Raw genomic sequence first — 18,214 nt, forward strand, 5'->3', positions numbered from 1 at the left:
AAGGGGCGACTATGACCAAGCCTTTAAGTGACGGCCCAGATTGGACTTTTGACTTACTGGAACAGTACCGGGATGAGATCAAGCGGGTCGCCGAGCACTACAAGCTCGACACCTACCCCAACCAAATTGAAGTGATCACCGCCGAGCAAATGATGGATGCCTACTCCAGCGTCGGCATGCCCATAGGCTACAACCATTGGTCATTCGGCAAGAAGTTTATTCAAACGGAGCAAAACTATCGCCGCGGACAAATGGGCCTGGCCTATGAAATCGTCATTAACTCCAACCCCTGTATTGCCTACCTAATGGAAGAAAACACCATGGCCATGCAGGCGTTGGTTATGGCCCATGCTTGTTATGGCCATAATTCCTTTTTTAAAGGCAATTACCTGTTTAAAACCTGGACCGATGCCGGCTCGATTATTGATTACCTGCTGTTCGCCAAAAACTACATCGCCGAGTGCGAACAAAAGCATGGCATTGATGAAGTGGAAGACATTCTCGACTCCTGCCATGCCCTGATGAACTATGGTGTCGACCGATATAAACGACCACAGCAAATCTCCCTGTATGAAGAGCAAAAACGCCAGCAAGAGCGGGCGGAGTATCTGCAATCTCAGGTCAATGAGCTATGGCGTACCATTCCCACCAACGAGCAGCAAAAGCGCAAAAAACGCCCACGTTTTCCTTCGGAGCCCCAGGAGAACATTCTCTATTTTGTCGAGAAAAATGCCCCTTTGCTGGAGCCCTGGCAGCGTGAGATAGTGCGTATAGTGCGCAAAATATCTCAGTACTTCTACCCGCAAAAACAAACCCAGGTCATGAATGAGGGCTGGGCCACCTTCTGGCACTATACCCTGCTCAATCATTTGTACGACGAAGGCAAATTAACGGACGGCTTTATGATAGAGGTACTGCAAAGCCATACCAATGTTATCTACCAACCGCCCTACAACAGTAATTATTACTCAGGCATCAACCCTTATGCATTGGGCTTTAACATGATGGTGGATATTCGTCGTATCTGTGAGAATCCGGATGACGAGGACCGCAAGTGGTTTCCAGAATATGCGGGGAGCGATTGGTTGGAGACCCTGCACTTTGCGATGCAGAACTTTAAAGACGAGAGCTTTATCAGCCAGTTTTTATCGCCACGATTGATCCGCGAATTTAAACTGTTTTCCATCGTTGATGATAGCCAACAGCCACACCTTGAGGTGGCGGCGATTCACGACGAGGCGGGCTATCAAAAAATCCGCCAAGCGCTGTCGGCACAATATAACCTCAGTAATCATGAGCCCAATATTCAGGTCTATGACATAGATATCCGTGGTGATCGTTCTCTGACACTGCGCTACATTCCCCATCTTGGCATTCCATTGGCCGACTCCAAGGACGAGGTGCTAAAACATCTGCACAGGTTATGGGGCTTTCCGGTGCGTCTCGAGCAGGAAAACGCCGACGGCAGCATAGTAAAGTTAAGCAGCTGTCCCGCCACTGAGCTGGATCTGGAAAGCTAAAGCGTTCTTGCGCTAACCTTCGGCCACTGTGGTTTGATTGCGGCCAGCTAGCTTGGAGCGATAAAGCGCCTTATCAGCAGCCGCTATCCACTGCGGGTAATGTAAAAAGTCAGTGTGGTACTGGGCGATACCGGTACTGATTGTCATGCTTAGTTGCACCTCGTCCAAGGCAACCCTGCTGCTAGCAATCAGTTTTCTCAGCCGTTCAGCAAACACTAGGGCACCTTGTGCATCGGTATCGTATAAGATCACCACAAACTCCTCACCACCGTAGCGGGCAGCCATATCGCTTTCGCGCAGCGTTCCCTTAAGAAGCGCCGCTAGATGCTGCAGTGCCTTATCACCACTGGTATGGCCGTAGGTGTCGTTAATGGCTTTAAAATGATCGATATCGAACATTAACAAGGAATCACAACCGCCGTTACGCTTAAGACGCTTAAACTCCTTACCCAGGGTTTCTTCCCAAAATCCACGGTTAGGTAATTGCGTCAGACTGTCGGTGCGACTGATTTGTTCCAGTAGCCGGTTTGCTTCTTCAAGCTCTAACTTATTGACCGCTTCGTCGGTGACATCATAAATAATGACGCAAATATGCGTGACCTCTCCGCGAGTGTCGGTCAGTGGGATAAAGGTCGCATTTTGATACATATAGTCCGCTTTGCCGGTGATCGGCCGGTAATTCTTAAAGCGAAAAATGTACGGCTTTTGCTCCCAGATAGTGAAAGAACGGTTTTTTAATACAAACACCGACTCGGTTTTGGTGCGAAACCAGCGCTCATCGATACCTGGAAAGACCTCAAATAATTCCTTTCCTTGCACCGCTCTTGGCAAGAAGCCGGAGTGATTTTCCATAAAACCATTCCAGCTACAGACCCGATATTGTCTATCGAGCACCACCAGGCCAACGTCTACGGTGTTGAACATATCCAACAACCAGTGAACCTCATGCATCTTATAATCGGCAGCTGGCATAATCAGTCATCCAGTAAATATTCAACTTTGTATTTCAGCGTCTTGAGCGAGTCTTCGGTAAACAACAGCATCAGGTCGCAACTTATATCATGGCCCTCGATGCCATAGCTTATTTCGATGGCCAAGGTGCGTTGCCAACGGCTGCGATTGGCTCTCACCAGCTCGGCGACCCGGCTATGCTGCCCAAGCACCACGGGATGACCTTGCGAAAAGTGGACATCCAACTGTTTTGACAACCCGGTTAACATGGCGCCGATCAGTATGTTACCGACATCCATCAACAGCTCCAGCTCCACCGCATCAGTAAGCTCACCGCTATAATTCATCAACGCGGCGATTTCTTTAAAACTCGAGTCATTGAGCAGCAGCAGCGCCTCGCCAGAAATGCCGCCACCAATAAAGCCTTGGCAGATACCCGACGTGGCTGCATTATGGTCGATGGAATGCAGCGCCATAGCCAGCTCATTGACTTCCAGGATGTTTACATTGGGGATTGGCAAGGTGACAAACACATTGAGCAGTCGCGCCAGTAAATCGCCGGCCTGGCCCATGGCCACATTGGTCAGCTCTTGGTACACATCTCGTACCTGTGGGTCGAGCCATTCGCCTAATTGCTGTGCCAATTGACGACGCCTGGCGCTGTCTTTAATGCCATGACGGTCGATAATTTGAGCTAATTTGGTGCCATCACAGGGTTTCGCAACAAAGTCAACGGCACCGAGTTCGCGCACCCGGGCTAAGGCACTGGGCTGAATATCGCCGGATACGATAATCACTATGACCTGCAGGTGGCGTTGACGTATGGCTTGCAGCACTTGATAGCCGTCCATACTCGGCATGTTTAAATCGAGAAATAAAACTTCGGGTTTAGCGGTCTCTAAGAGAGTAAGGCATTCTTGGCCATCGGCTGCGTACATAAGGTGCACTTCCCAGTCGGTGGGGAAAGAGCGGGCGAGTTGCCGCCGTGCGACGCTGGAGTCATCACAGATCAAAACTGGCGTTTTCATGACTTAGAATACCTGGTACCAAGGTCTGAGAATGGTATGAAAAGTTAATGTTTTTTGCTTATATTACAAAAGCTAACTGCTAATAATGGTATTAAAATTAACAACTAAACTCAATTTAATTATAGACTGACGCTATCCACACAGATAACGGCATACATTTTTAAAATAAGGCAAGAGTATGATAAATAAAGTATTATTCAGCGCCATCCTACTGGCATCCAGTGTCAGCTATGATGCCTTGGCGCAACAAAGCACCACCATCAACACCCTAGACGCCAATAAGGTAACCGCCAAAGGCAAACCCGTAGTCCTTCTCGGTAATGGTGTTAGCGTGGGCCAAAAAGCCCCTGATTTTCGCGTCGTTGACGATAAGTTTCAGGCCAAAAGCCTAAGCGATTATCAACAGCAAGCGGTGCTGTTAAGTGTAGTGCCAAGCCTGGATACCGGTGTGTGCAGCATCCAAACCAAGCATTTTAACGAGCAAGTGGCGGCCAATTATCCGCAAGTTGCCATGCTGACCATCAGCACAGACTTACCTTTTGCTCAAAAACGCTTTTGTGCCGCCGAAGGCATAGACAAGCTGGAAACCTTGTCGGATGCGGTGTGGCGTGATTTTGCAGAAAACTATGGATTACTCATTAAAGACATGGGTATTTTAAGCCGTGCCGTATTTGTCCTCGATAAAGAGCATAAGATAGTTTACAAAGAGCTGGTTAACGAGCTCTCGAAAGAGCCGGACTATGACAAAGCCATCGCCGCTTTAGATTCGCTGTAAAAGAGTCAAATAATAAAAAAAGCGCCTTAAGGCGCTTTTTTATTATTTGCAGCTCACCACTGGTGCAGCTGAGAATACGCAAGCTCGACTAACAACTCGATGTGCTCGGCATCATCATTCAGTGCTGGGATATAACCCAAATGCTCACCGCCCGCTTCGGTGAAAATCTCGGCATTTTCAACCGATATTTCCTCCAGAGTTTCCAAACAATCAGCGGCAAAGGCCGGGCACACCACCTGAAGCTTCTTCACACCGGCTTGACCCAACTCGGCTAACGTCTTATCCGTATAGGGTTGCAGCCACTCCTCTTTACCAAAGCGCGACTGGAAGGTCATGAGCCATTGATCCTCATTCAGCCCCAACTTTTGCGCGCAACGCTCGGCGGTAAACTTACAATGCTCATAATAAGGGTCGCCCTTATTTACGCAGCGCTTGGGAATTCCATGAAAGGAGAAAATAAGCTTATCCGCCTCGCCATGAGTTTGACGGTATTTGGCAATGGATCCAGCCAAGGCATTAATATAGCTGTCGCGCTCGTAATAATGCTTTAAGAAGCGGATCTCGGGGATATTACGCACCTTAGCAAGGTGGCGGTTGAGCTTATCGAATACCGCGGCAGTGGTGGTTGCCGAATACTGAGGATATAAAGGCAATACCGCTATCTTGTCGATGCCGCGGGCCTGCATGTCATCAATACGGCTTTGAATGCTGGGCTGGCCATAGGTCATGGCATAATCAACGTGAATCGACTGGCCACACTGGTTTTCAGAGCTTGCTTGAGCGCCTTTGCCTGACGCTCAGTAATCACGCGCAAAGGTGATCCTTCACTGTGCCAAATAGACTCATAGGCCTTGGCTACCTTACCCGAGCGTATGGGCAAAATAATGCCGTTGAGGATAATGGACCACACCAACGGTGGGATCTCTACCACTCGGGTATCGGAGAGAAACTCTTTAAGATAGGCGCGCACCGCACTGGCCGTTGGCGCATCCGGGGTTCCTAAATTGACCAACAACACACCATAGCGACTGGCTGGCTGCGTCAAAGCTAAAGACATAAACTCACTTTCCTTTCGTTGTAAGGGTCTGTTGACCTTTGTTGTTTGTTTCTGCAGCTGTTTGTAGCGTATTTATACAAGGCGGCATAGGTGTGGTGTAGTTATTCTACATAAACATGTGCCAACACGGGAGAAATAGGCTACAAGCGCTGTCCTAGGGGTTCTTCTAAACGTCCTCTGCTCTTTGTTGCTCGTTACTGACATAGAATAACTAGGCTGCATAACGAGCGTCGCGATCAGAATGCGTTTACATTGAACATAAAGTAAACCGCAAAGATAAACAGACCATAGGATATTGATTATACCGATAAAAGCAGCGCTAGGATCAAAAAACCGCCTGACGGCGGTTTTTGTTGTTTAGGCGTTTAACCTAGTAGCTCAGCGAGTTGCTGGCTTACGGCCTCAACCGCCTGCGTACCGTTTAACTTGTGGTACTGAGTGTTACCCGCTTTTGCTTCGCCTTGGTAGTAATCAACCAGTGGCTTGGTTTGCTCGTGGTAAATCGCCAAGCGCTTACGCACCGTCTCTTCGGTATCGTCATCACGGATGATCAGGTCTTCGCCAGTCACGTCGTCTTTACCTTCCACCTTGGGTGGATTGTAAACCACGTGGTAAACACGGCCTGAACCTGGGTGTACGCGACGACCGCCCATGCGCTCAACGATCACTTCGTCGGCAACATCAAACTCGATAACATGATCAACGGCAATGCCGTTTTCTTTCATGGCGTCGGCCTGTGGGATAGTGCGCGGGAAACCGTCAAGCAGAAAGCCATTTTCACAGTCGGCTTTAGCAACACGCTCTTTTACTAGACCGATGATAATATCGTCAGACACAAGTTGGCCCGCATCCATCACTTTCTTCGCTTCTAAACCAAGCGGCGTGCCTTCTTTAATAGCAGCACGTAGCATGTCACCGGTAGAAATTTGTGGAATGCCGTACTTATCCATTAAAAACTGAGCTTGCGTGCCTTTACCAGCACCGGGTGCGCCTAATAAGATAATGCGCATAATCGTATCCTCGTGTCTGCATTATTGGGGTCATAAAATCAACTCAAATTTTTTCACAAGGACGGGTGTTACTCAAGGATAAAAAGGTAAAACTTTCGTCCAACATGGTTAACAGCCGAATTAGTGAACAGCCGGGCATAAAAAAGCCCGGTTATTGCCGGGCTTCTTACATTCGTTTTTAACCGAATCTCTTATGCATCGCGCTCAGCTTTTAAACGTGCTAGGCGTGCAACTTGGTGAGTAGAGGTCAAGAAAGAGTAGATTGGCGCCAGGTAACCGCGCTTACGTAACTCAAGGAACTCTTCGTCGCTTAGCTCGTTTAACTTCTTCTCATCGATTAGGTAGATACCCGTGATGTCTTTTTTCTCGCCCTTAATATCAACGGTTAGCGTTTGTCCAACCAATAGTTCTTTATCGGCAAGATACTGAGTGAAGGCATCGGTTACACCGCTAAACTCGATGAAAGAAACCAGGGCTTCTTTACGACGCTTAAGGTAATCCGTCTCTTCGCCGTTTTCGAACAAGGCATTACCTTCTTCTTCGCCTACCAATGGGCTGGCTTCGTCGATAACCACACCGTATTGCTCTTGCTCAGGGTGCTTTACCAGACCTAACGGGTAACGGGTAACCGCTAGCGGGGCAAAACCTGCCTGCCACTGGTCGTCTTTGATAAATAGGTTTTCACCCGGCTCAAGACCGAATAAGGCAACCGCTTGGAATTTACCAGATTCATTGTTCTTTACGAATGCCATTGGGAATTCATTAGCGACACGGCCAAACTCGTGCGCCACAACCGGCACTAAATGCTGAGTTTTTAAAAATTCGATGTTCAGGCCATGTTTTACTTTTGTGTTGGCATGCTTTTCGTTATGCAAAGGCTGTACTTGTTGCTCCGCCATAATACTGCTCCATACTATTTACGTATTTATTACTTGTTGTGGCTTAAGGCTATCGGTTTTACTGGCAAAAAGGAAGCGAAAATACATTAAAGTTTCATGTACCCTTTTCTCCCCATTTTCTAAGGGGTCGGCAACCTTCACCCTCTTGTTTCTAAAGGGTGCTCTTAGCCCTTGTACTATCGACGTTTTCTCCCTAAAAGCAAAGCCAGACAAGGCTTTCATGCAGTATTAGCAAACACAAATAATGTTGAGGATGGCGGCATAAAAAGCCACCAAAGTGATGTTATTTGGCTCTCAAAATACCTCTTTAAAGAACGCGATAGGTCACCTATTTGCCCTAGATAAGAGAGAGAACGAATGAAAATCACCCAGTCTTAAACCATCGGCAAACCGCTTAAGGGAACGTCAAAGTTGTTAATAAGGTGTATTAAAAAAACAATGCGGCTATAATGACAGCGCTATCATTTAGAGGTGACGTTGCATGCAGGATACACAAATTCGCTCAGTACTTATTCTCGGTGGCGGCACCGCCGCCTGGTTAAGCGCTAATCATTTAGCTACCCAACTCAAGGGGGCCGATCAGGGAGGCGTTAAAATAACCCTGCTCGAGTCGCCGGATACCCCAACCATAGGCGTTGGTGAAGGCACGGTTCCCTTGATGGTTCACACCCTAAAAGAATTTGGTATCTGCGAGTCGGAGTTTATCAACGCCTGTGATGTCTCCTTTAAACAAGGAATTCGCTTTAACAACTGGATGCGACCACGGGGCGAGCACCAGCACCATTACTATCACCCCTTTGATTATCCGCTACTGAGCAAGGATAACCTCGCCACCTGGTGTCTCGACCCAGCACACAAATTTGCCCATCAGGTGGGTACTCAGGCAGGGCTATGCGATTTGGGCCTAGCACCAAAAACCATCTGTTGCCCCCAGTATCAGGGCCAGGGAGCATACGGCTATCATTTAGATGCGGCAAAGTTTGCCGCCCTTTTGGCTAAACATGGTCGTGAGCAACTCGGCATACATCATCAATTTGTACATATTGATCAGGTGCAGTTGGATGACACGGGAGCCATCAAGGCTCTGATCGACAATCAGGGTCAAGCCCACAGTGCCGATCTCTATATCGATTGCTCGGGCTTTAGCAGCCGCTTGCTTGGCCAGGCCATGCAGGTGCCCTTTATCGATAAAAGCGACGTCCTGTTTGTGAATAAGGCACTGGCCATTCAGGTGCCTCATCAAGACCCTCAAGCCGAGCTGCCTTCATGCACCCTGGCGACGGCGCAAAGTGCCGGTTGGATCTGGGATATCGCCCTGCCTACACGCCGTGGCGTTGGTCATGTGTTTAGCGATCGTTATATCAGCACCGAGCAGGCGCACACACAGCTGGCTGATTATTTAGGCATGGATGCAGATAAGGTCGAGGCCAGAGAAATAGCCATGCCGGTGGGATACAGGCAAAAGTTCTGGCATAAAAACTGTGTCGCCATCGGCCTGGCGCAAGGCTTTGTCGAGCCCCTAGAGGCCACCGGACTGTTGGTCTTTGATGCCACCGCTAAATTGCTGGCCAGTCAGTTTCCAACACACCAAAATGACATGACGGCGCTTAGTGAGCGCTTTAATGAGCGAGTCGGTGTCATGTGGGACAGTGTGATCCAATTTATAAAGTTGCACTACGCCATTTCCGATCGCGACGATAATGCATTTTGGCGTGATAACCGCGACCCAAGCACCTGGCCCCCGGAGCTGGCACAAAAACTGACCCATTGGCGTCACCATCTGCCCAGCCATTATGACTTTAGTCAGGGCTTTGATGCTTTTCGCCTAGAGAACTATTTATACGTGCTGTACGGCATGGACTTTCTAACCGACCTAAGTGACAGCCCGATGCGTATCAATTGCGAACAAAGTGCTCAGTTGCAAGAGGCCCTTGCCGCCAAGAGCAAACACCTCGCCACCCAGTTACCCAGCAACCGGGCACTGCTTAACAGCATTCGCGCCCACGGACTAGGTAAGACTTAATTGCCTTTATTACACCCATAAAAAAGCCAGTGCTAATTCACTGGCTTTTTGCTGTAGCGCACAGCTTAGGTTAGAAGCGGAACTGTAAGCCAAGCTTATAGCGCGCTTCGCCTTCGAAGAACCACGCCGGGTAGCCGTCTTTAAGCTCAGGCACAACCTGGGCATCGCCTTCGGCGACACCGATTTGAACACTGTCCTCTTCGGTCAGGTTCACGGCTTCAAAGGTCACATCCAGACTGTCGGTCACCGAGTACTTGGCGCTCAAATCCAGGGTACCATAGTCCTGATGCTCGCGGTTGCCATAGAAACCTGGCAATTCACGGATCATATATTCAGAGCGCCAGTTATAGGCAAGACGCACGTTAAAGTCGTCTGTCTCATAGTAACCAACCAGGTTAACCGTGTGATCCGATGAATCGGTAAACACAGACACACGATCCGGGAAGTTTTCAGCCGGTGCCGATGAGTCCACCAAGGTATAGTTCACCTGGTAACCGAAACCATTGTCGAAGCCATCTTGCAATTGCAGCTCCAGACCTTGAATTTCACCACCGCTGCCGGTGCCCATGGTGGCTATGGTCCAGTTATCTACACCTGAATCGTTATCAACAATACCAATGCTTTGGTTAAGCAGCTGATCTGTTTTGGTAAAGCTGGAGATATCCTTGATAAAGTAAGTTGCGCTGAACATGGCGTCGCTATCGAAATAGTACTCGATACCAAAGTCCGCCTGGGCCGCTTTGAATGGCTCTAGACCGATATTACCTTTTTTCAGTACCTCATTACCCGAGGTACCATCGTTGTAACCGGCCAAAGTTGAGGCCGAGAACATGTCTGCGTAGTTCGCGCGTGAAATTACCTGGGCCGCCGACACGCGTAAGATCACATCTTCGCTTAGGTCGAAGGCAATGTTGACGCTTGGCAAGACTTCATCATAGTCCGCCTTGTCGGTGCTCAGGGTATCCGCATAGTTACCCATGGCATCGAGATCATAGTAGTCAGACTCAGCATCGGTAGACACATAACGCACACCGATATTACCACGCACCCCTTCCGCCTCGAAGTCGGCCATCAGGTAAATGGCCAGGTTTTCTTCCTCTATGGTGCCGTAACCGGAACGGTACACGTCTGAGGTATTATCAAAGCTGGCAATAGCGGCGTAGCCATCGGCTATCATGGCATCAAGGTTTGGCTCTGGCAAAGTAAAACCGGCACCGGAAGACACGGTACCCGAGTAGTAATTATCGGCGCTCTTGGCAGCGATGCTGTCGACCAGATTCGCCGAATAGGTGAGCTGTTTAACCTCATGATCGGCCCAGCGTACGCCGGTTTTAATGGCGGTAATGGCGCCAAGATCTACTGGGAAGGTGAAGTCCACCTGCGCATAGGTTTCTTCGTCCGAGTTTGGCTGCTTTTTCAGTGACCAACCTGCCGGCGACAGCTCGCCGTTGAAGTCACTGGCATCAAAGGCTTTGTTAGCGATATCAATTTTGATCACCTCGCCGGTGGCGTCATAGGTACCGGCGAAATCAGCCGGTGTGCCCAACCAGAAACCATAGTTTGAAGTCAGGTCGGTACCCCCATCGGACTGGGTATTACCAATGCGACCTGTCACTTCGAAGTTATCGGCCACATATTTAAAGTCAAAATCAACTGTATCCGAGGTCATAGAGCCTGCACGCGCCCAGGTTTGTGCCCAACCCGGGTTGCTGTCATCGGCGCTTCGACGGTAATAGGTACAGGTGCCAGAGGCATTGGTTTGCTCACAAGCCGCCGCTTTATCGTCCGGGAAGATGGCAAATAACGAGGTATTAGCGTTATTGGCTTCAAGCTCCAGGCTCATTATATTTAGGCCCATTTCAAGGGCATCGGTAGGACGATACTGGAATGCGGCATTGATTGCAGTGCGTTCACGCTCTTGTTGGAAGGTGGTGGGTACAATATCTCCCCAGCCTACCAGGGATTCGATGCCGTTGCGCTGATAGCTGGTTTCCGAGTAGGCCGCAGCCAACAAGAAGCCGAAGTCTTCGTTGTCGTTTTTCCATGAATATAGGCCCGACACGTCCGGATCCGTCTCTTCAGAAATAGTGCCATAGTCGGCCTTGATACCACCGAAAATGGTGTTTGCATCCAGATCCAGTGGCTTGCGTGTTTTCACGTTCACCGTACCACCGATACCGCCTTCAACGGTATCCGCTTGTGAAGACTTACTCACCTCAATGCCGCCAACCAGCTCGGGTGGCAACAGGGTGTAGTTAAAGCTGCGGTCGATTGACTGTTGGTCATACCAACCGGTAGAGGCCACCGAGTGACCATTAAGTAAGGTGCGAGTCAGCTGCGCCGAGGCACCGCGAATAGACACCTGTTGGCCCTGGCCAAACTGACGGTTTACCGAGATACCAGAAATTCGACCTAGGGCTTCACCCACGTCGCTGTCTGGAAATTTACCAATGTCTTCAGCGGATACGGCGTCAACAACCGAGTTGGCGAAACGTTTGGTGTTCATGGCCGCGGCGAGTGAGCGACGAATACCACGTACTTCAATCACCTCCACGTCTTCTTTTACTTGAGTTTGTGTATCGGCCGCCATGGCAACACCGGAAAAACCGGCGCCTATAGCCAGGCTGACGTTCACTGCTAATAAGCTTTTCTTAAAATTTTTAGCTAACACAGGATTCCCCTTGAATTATTCTTAAATCATTTTGTTGATTATCAAATCACTTCTGCCCAGTGATGATGACAACGCTGTCATCTAATAACAAACCATACACTCAAAATTACAAATTCGCTACATCTTTTGTCTTTTTAGTTTAAAAAAAGCACTAATTTGATTGTAACAAGTTGATTTTTCTTGATTTAGCTATGAGCTATTGCGGGTTTGTTGGATTGAATCGCGGCGAATATAGCACAAATAATGGAGTAAGAGTAAAGTACGCGATAAACACGAATTAGTGTGCGGTTGCTAAATGCGGTTGTATGACGCGCTAGCCAAATTACCCGGCGATAAAGGTATAAAACAGCTGAAACTAAACCCTGGCCATAAAAAAACGCAGCCTTGGCTGCGTTTTTTATCCTGTCTTAGAAGGTGAACCTTACGGGGCCCAGTAGACTTCTAACTCAATGTCTGGGTGCTGTAACACAGCGCGCAAAGGCATCGCCTGTACATCGCCACCGGCTTTTGCTTCTTTGTAAACAGCCAGTTTTTCCTCACCACTTATCAGCAACTTAACCACTCGCGATTGAGCGATGGCATTAAGGGTCAGGGTCATACGTTCGGTAATAGCGCCGGTAACTTCACTTTCGATGGCATTAATCGCACACACCAATTGCTGCGAGGACAAGCCCGTCTCTAGCCCCTCGGCAAAAGGAAACAAGGACGCGGTATGGCCGTCCGGGCCCATACCCAGGATGGTTACATCAAACGGACGCTGGATCTGTGCATACATCTGCTCACACAGCTCTACCCCAGCCTGTGCTGTAGCGGCATCGTTTTTCATGGTGATAAAGTTGGCACTTGCGGCCTTGTCTTGCAACAAGGTGCTGTTAATAAAGCTTTCATTACTTTTGTCATGATCGGCATCGACCCAGCGCTCGTCAACCATGGCCACATCAACCTTATCCCAGGCAATGTCCAGACCCGATAGATATTTGTAGGCCGGTGCCGGTGATGAACCACCGGATACCAATAAGGACGCGCGTTGGCGCTCATTTAAGGCAGAGGTTATACGCTCGGCCAGAGACGCCGCCAAGGCTTGTGTCATTTGCTCTTTTGAATCAAAAAAGTGCTCTTTGATGGTCGCCATTATGCGCCCTCCCCGGTGTTGAACCAGCGATGATTTGTTTCTGCCAGCAGCTCATCGGCATCGACAGGCCCCCAGGTACCTGCACGGTATAAGGCCGGTGCGCCTTGTTCTTGCCAGCGCTCGATAATAGGATCAATCCACTGCCAGGCTTGACGTACTTCGTCACGATGAATAAACAGCGCCGGGTTATTGGCCGCAGCGTCAAGCATCAAGCGTTTATAAGCATCGGAGTGGAAGCCCGAATCATAGGACTCGGATAATTCGATGTTCAGTGTCACCGGCTCAAGCTGCATTTCGAGATTATCCAAACGTTTCGACATCAGCGTCAATTGAATGCTCTCTTCCGGCTGCAAGCGGATCACCAAACGGTTCGGTTGAATCGGGCCGACGCTGTCATCATAGACATTATGCGAGACCGGCTTGTACTCAACCACGATTTCGGCACAGCGTTTTTTCATTCGCTTACCGGTGCGCAGATAAAACGGCACGCCCGCCCAACGCCAGTTATCAATGTGCGCCTTGATGGCGACAAAGGTTTCTGTATTGCTTGGGCCGTCACCAAGTTCTTCAAGATAACCCGGGACAATTTTGCCATCGAGGTCGCCGGGCACATACTGACCACGCACGATGTTGTCGTCGACCTGCTCGCCCACCAGCGGACGCAGCGCCTCAAGCACTTTCAATTTTTCGTTACGAATGGAGTTGGCATTGAGCTTATGGGGCGACTCCATGGCCACCAAACAGAGTAACTGCAGCAAGTGGTTTTGGATCATGTCGCGCAACGCCCCGGCCTTATCATAGAATCCGGCACGGCTTTCCAAACCCACGGTTTCGGAAATGCTGATCTGAATATTGTCTATGGTCTTGGCATCCCACAGGTTTTCAAAAACCGAGTTGGAAAAGCGCAGGGCCATTAGGTTCTGTACCGTTTCTTTACCCAGGTAATGGTCGATACGGAAGATCTGTTCTTCACTAAAGTATTGAGCGATTTTTGCGTTTATCTGCTCCGCGGATTTACCGCAATAGCCTATGGGCTTCTCCACCACCACGCGAGAAGAGTCGGTGATTAATCCCTTAGTGGATAGAATTTCACAACAGGTGCCGTACACCGCCGGCGGCAACGACAGGTAGAAAACGCGAGATTTATCTCCATCATGCTCGCTGAGGATGCTATTGAGCTCATCCCAATGCGCATCGGCCTCGGTTACGTTTATCACCACGGGCACCAGGTACTGGGCAAACGCTTGCCAGTCTTTGTTATTGTATTCGCCCTTACTCAGGTGCTCCTTGAGGGCACTGTGAGCGCCGTCAATATAGGCATCACGTTGTTCCGTGCTGCGTACGGTAGGTAAGATCCGCGTTCCTTGTGGCAAATTCCCTTCCTGATAAGCGCGATACATGGCCGGTAGCAACTTGCGCAACGCAAGGTCACCTCCACCACCAAAGATTATGATATCAAAAGGATTTAGCATGATTTACTCTCTACCTGTTTGCTTTGTGTTCCTACAGACCAGTTAATACCAGGCCTGTAAAGGGGCACATTCGTTGTTCTTATTGGGAATTATAACAAGCTCTTGGCAAGTGACCCTGATGTTAGTGCGCACCCATGGGTGCTGATACCCCCTACCACCAGCCTTTTAATTGATCATGCTGGCGAGAAAGGCAAAGCTCCGATCCCAGTACAACTAGTAATCGAAGCTTAGGAATAAATGAGCTTTAGGGTCACTGTAAATCCTCTCACAAAAATACAGGCCCCAAAGACTCCAGCGCTACCCGTTCAAAGGTATTCTGTAAGCCGCCCGGCGCTACTCGGCTTTGCTGCCTGGGCAGCTAATCTGTTATTGGCGATTAGTAAGGTAATACGCCATTAGTCCCTGCGTTGAACTATCGTGCTCCCCAACACGCTGAACCCGCAGCTCCGATTCGATATTTTTTGCTAATCCCTTGCCTAGTTCGACGCCCCATTGATCGAAGGAGCAAATCTCTAAGATGATCCCCTGCACAAAAATCTTATGTTCATACAAGGCGATTAAGCGTCCCAGTCCGCGCGCATCAACCTTATCTAAAATAATAGAGGTTGTTGGTCGATTACCCTGATGAATCTTATGGGCAACAAGCGCTTCTATTTGTTGTTCATCAACACCCTTTTGCTGCAAGTCGGCGCGCACCTGTTCGGCATCGACGCCATTCATCATCGCCTCGCTTTGGGCGAAGAAGTTCGACATCAAGACATCATGGTGCCCGTCAATGTCCGCTTGCGGTTGCACCGAAGCGATAAAGTCCGCCGGAACTATGGTCGTCCCCTGATGCAGATACTGGTAAAATGCATGTTGACCGTTAATGCCCGTCATCCCCCAGATCAGAGGAACCGTGGTATAAGGAACGGGCTCACCAGCAAAGTTTACCGCCTTACCATTACTTTCCATTTCTCCTTGCTGGAGATAAGCCGGCAACATATGCAGGGCCTGATCATAAGGCAAAATGGCCTGCGCGCGATGGTCTAAAAAGCTGGTATTCCAAACGCTCAACAACCCCATTAATACCGGGATATTGGCGGCCAAAGGTGCTTGGCAAAAGTGTTCATCAATTTCAAATGCGCCGGCCAGTAACTCGGTAAAGGCCTCAAAGCCAAGATACAAAGCGATAGGCAAACCTATCGCACTCCACATCGAAAAGCGACCACCAACCCAGTCCCACATGGTGAATACGTTTTCATCGGCAATGCCAAACGCTGCGGTCTTTTGCAAATTCGTGCTCACTGCCACAAAGTGTTTGGCCACGGCATCATCATTTGTTGCCGCCTCTTTTAACCAACGCACCGCAGTGGTGGCATTGGTCATGGTCTCCGACGTGGTAAAGGTTTTCGACGACACCACAAACAAGGTGGTTTCTGGGTTGAGCTGCTTCAATACCTGCGCTATCTGCACACCATCTACGTTGGATACATAGTGAACTTGCAGGGTGTCATCGGCATAACTTGCCAGGGCTTCAGTGGCCATTTGCGGGCCTAAATTCGAGCCACCGACACCGATGCTCACCACATCACGAATAGCCTTATTGCTATAACCACGCCATTGGCCGCTGCGCACCTTGTCGACAAACGCAGCCATTTTCGCCAGTTCTTTGTGTACCTGTTCAACGACATTAACGCCATCGACATCTATTGCCTGAGTACCCGGGTTACGTAATGCGGTATGCAACACCGCACGCTGCTCGGTGAAATTGATCTTGTCACCGGCAAACATTTTGTCGCGCCATTTCGGCAGATCACATTGCTCGGCAAGCTCAACCAGAGTGTCGCGCACTTGCTCGCTGACTAACTGCTTGGAGTAATCAAACAGCACCCCGGGAATGGCCAATGACAGCGTATCGAAACGACTGGGGTCGGCGGCAAACAGGTTTTTAAGGTGGGTATTTTTCAGCCCTTGCGCCTGCTCTTTCAGCGCTTGCCAGCTCGTTAATTGTGAACGACTTGCTACCATTGTTAATTCCTTATATTTCTAACTAGACTAATAGGTTCTCGCGGTCCCTGACCACGAATCGACTCACTCTCACTGCATTTTTCTCTATTTTTGTGAAAGTTCGAGGACAAACCCACCAATCTTGCAATTTAAACTGCCATTGGAGGTAAACGTTAAGTTAAAATGACAACGCTGTCAAACGGCTAATTTTAAATTTTATGAGCGGATCATAGCGCATATTTTCGTCCTTGACACCGGTATCATTAGGAAAAATTAAAATTTTCTCTGCTAATTATTCATAACTTTAGATACACTCAATGAAAAATTGACCTAGAGTCATTTTTATGTGCAAACAGCAGCAGGTGTTTGGCAAGTCAACTTAACTTGACTTGACTCAGTTCGGCGAACATAGCATTGGCGCGCCCATATCTGGCAAACCGATACAAACCGCTGTGTTCTGTGTCATCTAGGTCACTAATTAGATAAGCTAATTAGGCCACTAATACGGGCACCGCATAGCGCTGCCGAGATAATAAGAAACGCTCATGAAAGTAACCATCAATGACGTTGCGAAACTGGCCGGGGTGTCAATGAAAACGGTTTCGCGGGTAATTAATAACGAGCCTTCGGTACGCAAAAAAACCCATGATTTAGTTATGGCCGCGGTCAAAGAGCTTAATTATCAGCCCAACCTTGCTGCCCGTAACCTTGCCGGAACTTCCTCCTACGCCATAGGCTTAGTCTATGACAACCCCAATGCCTATTATGTAATAGACATGCAAAACGGTGTTTTATCTCGTTGCCGACAAGAAGGGTATGAGCTGGTGATCCACCCCTGCAGCTATGCCGACGACAATATGAAAAACGAGCTCAAAACCATGATCCGCCGCTCCCGTATTGCAGGACTGGTGCTCACTCCTCCGTTGTCGGAGCAACAGGACCTTATCGACGAGCTGGATGAGATGAATATGCACTATGTGCGCATTCTTTCTGGTCGCGGCGATAACAACGACAACAGCTCCTGTATTTATGTAAATGACTTTGCTGCGGCCTATGAGATCACCACTCACCTGTTGCAACTAGGCCATAAAAACATTGCCTTTATTTGTGGTGATCAGGGACACAAATCCACCGCGGAGCGATTGGCTGGGTACCAGCAAGCGTTGGCCGATCATCATATTGAAGCACGCGAAGGCTTGCTATACCGTGGCGAATACTCCTTTGAGTCTGGCGTCGAGGGCGCTAAAGAGCTACTTAAAGACGGTAATACCCTGGGCATCACCGCGGTGATGGGTGGTAACGATGAAATCGCCGCAGGCGCCTTGTTTGCAGCCCGGTTAATGAATATTGCCATTCCCGGTGAATTGGCCATTACCGGCTTTGAAGACTCGCCCTTCTCCAAGCAAACCTGGCCCAAGCTGACCACCGCCCATCAGGACAATGACGAGATCTCCCAACATGCGGCGCGACTTTTGTTTAGCAAAACCCGAGGAGCGCGCAACCAGGACAAAGACATCTGCCGTATCTTCACCCCAAGTTTGGTGATCCGCGGCAGCTCCGACGCTGAAACCGCCTAAGCAAAGACGATGGCGGCCACAACGCCGCCACAATATCGTGAATGACCATCGCAACTGTTGTGAAATGACCGAGAAATAAGGATAATAGTTCGGTTCTTTTCAGCTTCTTG

The 18,214-nt window shown here is 49.2% G+C and carries 12 protein-coding genes and 1 pseudogene; 4 read left to right on the plus strand and 9 right to left on the minus strand.

Going from position 1 to position 18,214, the window contains the following annotated elements:
- The first annotated feature begins 11 nt into the window (after positions 1-11).
- Entirely contained in the window at positions 12-1,520 is a 1,509-nt protein-coding gene (locus tag C2M29_RS13870; RefSeq protein ID WP_105190368.1) for a SpoVR family protein, read from the plus strand.
- Between the two features lie 12 nt (positions 1,521-1,532).
- Here the strand turns inward: C2M29_RS13870 and C2M29_RS13875 are convergent, their stop codons facing one another.
- Both C2M29_RS13875 and C2M29_RS13880 read right to left on the minus strand, forming a co-directional pair.
- Complete coding sequence (locus C2M29_RS13875) at positions 1,533-2,492, minus strand: sensor domain-containing diguanylate cyclase (protein ID WP_105190369.1); 960 nt, start codon at positions 2,490-2,492, stop codon at positions 1,533-1,535.
- Between the two features lie 2 nt (positions 2,493-2,494).
- A complete protein-coding gene (locus tag C2M29_RS13880) occupies positions 2,495-3,499 on the minus strand; it encodes a response regulator (RefSeq protein ID WP_105190370.1) in 1,005 nt (334 codons plus the stop codon).
- 178 nt (positions 3,500-3,677) lie between these two features.
- Between C2M29_RS13880 and tpx the strand changes: the two genes are divergently transcribed.
- Positions 3,678-4,274, plus strand: coding sequence for a thiol peroxidase (gene tpx, locus C2M29_RS13885; RefSeq protein ID WP_105190371.1), 597 nt, complete (start codon positions 3,678-3,680; stop codon positions 4,272-4,274).
- A 53-nt stretch (positions 4,275-4,327) separates the two neighbouring features.
- Here tpx and hemH read toward each other — a convergent pair.
- The 3 genes and pseudogenes from hemH to C2M29_RS13905 all read right to left on the minus strand — a co-directional run bounded on the left by hemH (position 4,328) and on the right by C2M29_RS13905 (position 7,240).
- Positions 4,328-5,331, minus strand: a pseudogene (gene hemH, locus C2M29_RS13890) (ferrochelatase).
- 365 nt (positions 5,332-5,696) lie between these two features.
- Complete coding sequence (gene adk / locus C2M29_RS13900) at positions 5,697-6,341, minus strand: adenylate kinase (RefSeq protein ID WP_105190372.1); 645 nt, start codon at positions 6,339-6,341, stop codon at positions 5,697-5,699.
- Between the two features lie 191 nt (positions 6,342-6,532).
- Positions 6,533-7,240, minus strand: coding sequence for a SapC family protein (locus C2M29_RS13905; protein ID WP_105190373.1), 708 nt, complete (start codon positions 7,238-7,240; stop codon positions 6,533-6,535).
- A gap of 481 nt (positions 7,241-7,721) precedes the next feature.
- On the opposite strand from C2M29_RS13905, the gene C2M29_RS13915 reads away from it, so the two are divergent.
- On the plus strand, positions 7,722-9,263 hold the full coding sequence (locus C2M29_RS13915) for a tryptophan halogenase family protein (protein WP_105190375.1): 1,542 nt from the start codon (positions 7,722-7,724) through the stop codon (positions 9,261-9,263).
- Positions 9,264-9,333: 70 nt separating this feature from the next.
- Here C2M29_RS13915 and C2M29_RS13920 read toward each other — a convergent pair whose 3' ends face one another.
- The 4 genes from C2M29_RS13920 to pgi all read right to left on the minus strand — a co-directional run bounded on the left by C2M29_RS13920 (position 9,334) and on the right by pgi (position 16,548).
- On the minus strand, positions 9,334-11,934 hold the full coding sequence (locus C2M29_RS13920; RefSeq protein ID WP_199774886.1) for a TonB-dependent receptor: 2,601 nt from the start codon (positions 11,932-11,934) through the stop codon (positions 9,334-9,336).
- 421 nt (positions 11,935-12,355) lie between these two features.
- Positions 12,356-13,066: a 6-phosphogluconolactonase gene (pgl, locus tag C2M29_RS13925; RefSeq protein WP_105190376.1), complete on the minus strand. Its 711-nt coding sequence runs from the start codon at positions 13,064-13,066 to the stop codon at positions 12,356-12,358.
- Positions 13,066-14,538, minus strand: a complete 1,473-nt coding sequence (zwf, locus tag C2M29_RS13930) for a glucose-6-phosphate dehydrogenase (RefSeq protein ID WP_105190377.1) — start codon at positions 14,536-14,538, stop codon at positions 13,066-13,068. Before zwf ends, pgl begins: the two co-directional genes overlap by 1 nt.
- Positions 14,539-14,904: 366 nt before the next feature.
- Positions 14,905-16,548, minus strand: coding sequence for a glucose-6-phosphate isomerase (pgi, locus tag C2M29_RS13935; RefSeq protein WP_105190378.1), 1,644 nt, complete (start codon positions 16,546-16,548; stop codon positions 14,905-14,907).
- A gap of 524 nt (positions 16,549-17,072) precedes the next feature.
- Between pgi and C2M29_RS13940 the strand changes: the two genes are divergently transcribed.
- Positions 17,073-18,104, plus strand: a complete 1,032-nt coding sequence (locus tag C2M29_RS13940; protein WP_105190379.1) for a LacI family DNA-binding transcriptional regulator — start codon at positions 17,073-17,075, stop codon at positions 18,102-18,104.
- Positions 18,105-18,214 lie beyond the last annotated feature (110 nt).

It is taken from the genome of Pseudoalteromonas sp. T1lg48 (assembly GCF_002964785.1).
Taxonomy (GTDB): Bacteria; Pseudomonadota; Gammaproteobacteria; order Enterobacterales; family Alteromonadaceae; genus Pseudoalteromonas.